The following is a 2,993-nucleotide window of genomic DNA, read 5'->3' as shown; positions in this document are numbered from 1 at the left end:
TAAGTGTATAGAAAGTCTTTTCAGATTTTCAACTGAAAGCTTCACTCCTCAAACCCTGCAGCCCTCTGTCTATAAATAGATTGCAGCTTTATAACGGATTTTAGACAGCTCGTATGACATTTTTTTGAAGCAATCCGTCACATTTTACTTACATGTACATCCCACCGTTCACCGGGATTGTAGCCCCAGTAACGTATGCCGCACCGTCGGATGCAAGAAAAGCGACCACAGACGCGATCTCTTGAGCTTGCCCCAGACGACCCAGCGGAATCTGCGTCTGCAAGGCTTCACGCTGTGCTTCAGGCAGTTCGCGGGTCATATCGGTGTCGATAAACCCTGGGGTTACCGAGTTGACCGTAATCGAACGCGAACCGACTTCACGCGCCATTGCACGGCTGAAACCTTCCAGACCGGCCTTGGCGGCTGCATAGTTTACTTGGCCTGCGTTGCCCATGGCACCCACCACCGAGCCAATACTGATAATTCGTCCCCAACGCGCCTTGGTCATGCCACGCAGAACGCCCTTGGACAGGCGATACAGACTGTTCAGATTGGTATCGATCACGTCGTACCATTCATCGTCTTTCATGCGCATCATCAGGTTATCGCGGGTGATACCGGCATTATTGACCAGGATTGCCGGCGCACCGAACTGCTCCTGAATGCTCGCCAGTACACTGCTGACCGATTCGTCACTGGTGACGTTGAGTTCCAGACCGGTACCCTGAATGCCATGTTCTTTCAGAGTAGCGGAGATAGCCTCGGCACCCTTGGCAGAAGTTGCGGTACCAATGACGGTAGCGCCCTGACGACCCAGTTCCAGTGCGATGGCCTGGCCGATACCGCGGCTTGCACCGGTGACCAGTGCAACTTTACCTTGCAGACTCATGCAAGCTTCTCCTGATTCAGGCTTGCGCTGCGCGAGCGGCAGCGAAAGCGTCTGGGGTATTGAGGTTGGAAGTCGCAACGCCTTCGGCGCAACGTTTGTTCAGACCGGCAAGCACCTTGCCCGGCCCGCATTCGACCAGATTGGTCGCGCCTTTCGCAGCCAGAGTCTGTACCGACTCGACCCAGCGAACTGGCTTGTAGAGTTGTTCGAGCAGATCACGCTTGAGGGTTTCCAGATCGACCGGCACTTGCGCGCTGACGTTCTGTACCACAGGGATCTGCGGCGCCTGCCAGTCAATGGCGGCGATGGCTGCGGCAAAGCGTTCGGCAGCCGGACGCATCAGCTCGCAGTGCGACGGCACGCTTACCGGCAAGGGCATGGCACGCTTGGCGCCACGCGCCTTGCAGCCTTCAATGGCACGCTCGACAGCCGCCCTGGCACCCGCAATAACCACCTGGCCCGGCGAGTTGAAGTTGACGGCGCTGACCACTTCGCCTTGCGCCGCTTCAGCACAGGCTGCGAGCACGTCGGCGTCTTCCAGGCCAAGGATGGCAGCCATGCCACCCTGCCCGGCCGGTACGGCCTCCTGCATCAACTGACCACGGCGCTCAACGAGCTTCACCGCGTCAGCCAGCTTCAGGCTACCTGCAGCAACCAGCGCACTGTATTCACCCAGGCTATGGCCGGCAACGAAAGCTGGACGCACGCCACCTTCAGCCAGCCACAGACGCCAAAGGGCAATCGATGCAGTCAGAATGGCCGGCTGGGTTTTATCGGTTTGATTGAGCAGCTCTTCCGGCCCTTGCTGGGTCAGCGCCCAAAGGTCATAGCCCAGAGCATCGGATGCTTCTTTGAAAGTTTCGAGGATCAATGGATGTTGCGCGCCCAACTCGGCCAGCATGCCGAGGGACTGCGAACCCTGTCCTGGAAAGACGAATGCGAGGGAAGCAGACATGTAACAAGCCCCTAATGATCTTGTCGTCGAATAATGACGCCCCACTTGGGGACGCAAGAAACTGACAGTTGGATGGCCCTTTGAACCGGGCGGTCACATTTAAGCATTGTCCGACGAAAACGCCTAAGACAACAAATCCTCCAGACGACCGTGGAGACGCTCCGGCAGGTTCTCCTGAATCTCGATCAACGCGCGCTCGATAGCACTCTGAAAGCCTTGAACCCCGGCCGACCCGTGACTTTTCACCACAATGCCCTGCAAACCCAGAAAGCTTGCGCCGTTATGTCGCGCCGGCGCCAGATCAGCCTGCAAGCGCTTCATCAATGGCAACGCCAAGGCACCGACAGCGCGCGTGGCGAGGTTACGCCTGAACAGCGCCTCGATACGCGCCGCGATCATCGTCGCCAGCCCTTCGCTGGACTTGAGCAGGATATTGCCGACAAAGCCATCGCATACCACCACGTCCGCCTCACCGCGATACAACCCGTCGCCCTCGACAAACCCGATGTAGTTAATCCCTCGCGCCGCTTGCAACAAGGTGGCCGCCAGCTTGACTTGCTGATTACCCTTGATGTCTTCGGTGCCAATGTTCAACAGAGCCACGCGCGGACGGGCGATGCCCAGCGTCTGCGCCGCCACCGAGCCCATCACAGCGAACTGCAAAAGATGCTCGGCACTGCAATCGACATTGGCGCCCAGATCGAGCAACTGGCAATAACCTTTCTGTGTCGGAATGGCGGCAACCATCGCCGGCCGATCAATGCCTGGCAACGTTTTGAGGACAAATCGCGACAGCGCCATCAACGCCCCTGTATTGCCAGCACTGACACAGGCCTGAGCCTTGCCATCACGCACCAACTCCAAGGCGACACGCATCGACGAATCCGGCTTGCCACGCAAGGCTTGGGTCGGTTTCTCGTCCATTGTGATGACTTCAGACGCCGCAACAATTGTCAGGCGCGCGCGATCGGCAGCCGATTGGCCGTTGATCAATTCTTCAAGAAGGGAGGGTTGACCGACGAGGGTCAGGTACAGCGAGGGCGTAGCAGAAAGGCAAGCAAGGCTGGCCTGAACAATGCTGCGGGGACCGAAGTCCCCGCCCATTGCGGCAATCGCGATGTCGTGTGCGGGGAGGGGCTTTATCGGGTG

At 58.2% G+C, this 2,993-nt stretch carries 3 protein-coding genes; all 3 read right to left on the bottom strand.

The window, feature by feature from the left end:
* Positions 1 to 148 precede the first annotated feature (148 nt).
* Positions 149 to 889 carry a 3-oxoacyl-ACP reductase FabG gene (gene fabG / locus ACIOWA_RS27710; protein ID WP_339464893.1) on the bottom strand — a complete coding sequence of 247 codons (741 nt, stop codon included), beginning with the start codon at positions 887 to 889 and terminating at the stop codon, positions 149 to 151.
* A gap of 16 nt (positions 890 to 905) precedes the next feature.
* Complete coding sequence (gene fabD, locus ACIOWA_RS27705) at positions 906 to 1,844, bottom strand: ACP S-malonyltransferase (protein WP_339464892.1); 939 nt, start codon at positions 1,842 to 1,844, stop codon at positions 906 to 908.
* Between the two features lie 123 nt (positions 1,845 to 1,967).
* Positions 1,968 to 2,987 carry a phosphate acyltransferase PlsX gene (plsX, locus tag ACIOWA_RS27700; RefSeq protein WP_401162903.1) on the bottom strand — a complete coding sequence of 340 codons (1,020 nt, stop codon included), beginning with the start codon at positions 2,985 to 2,987 and terminating at the stop codon, positions 1,968 to 1,970.
* Positions 2,988 to 2,993: the final 6 nt, after the last annotated feature.

The sequence above is a fragment of the Pseudomonas sp. NPDC087614 genome (assembly GCF_044743485.1).
Lineage (GTDB): Bacteria > Pseudomonadota > Gammaproteobacteria > Pseudomonadales > Pseudomonadaceae > Aquipseudomonas > Aquipseudomonas baetica_A.
Note: the sequence above shows the minus strand (reverse complement) of the source record. Positions and strands in the feature narration are given on the sequence as shown.

What these genes read in the sequence shown, in the direction of transcription:
- fabG (WP_339464893.1), bottom strand. Translation starts at nt 889, where the DNA reads ATGAGTCTGCAAGGTAAAGTTGCACTGGTCACCGGTGCAAGCCGCGGT.
- fabD (WP_339464892.1), bottom strand. Translation starts at nt 1,844, where the DNA reads ATGTCTGCTTCCCTCGCATTCGTCTTTCCAGGACAGGGTTCGCAGTCC.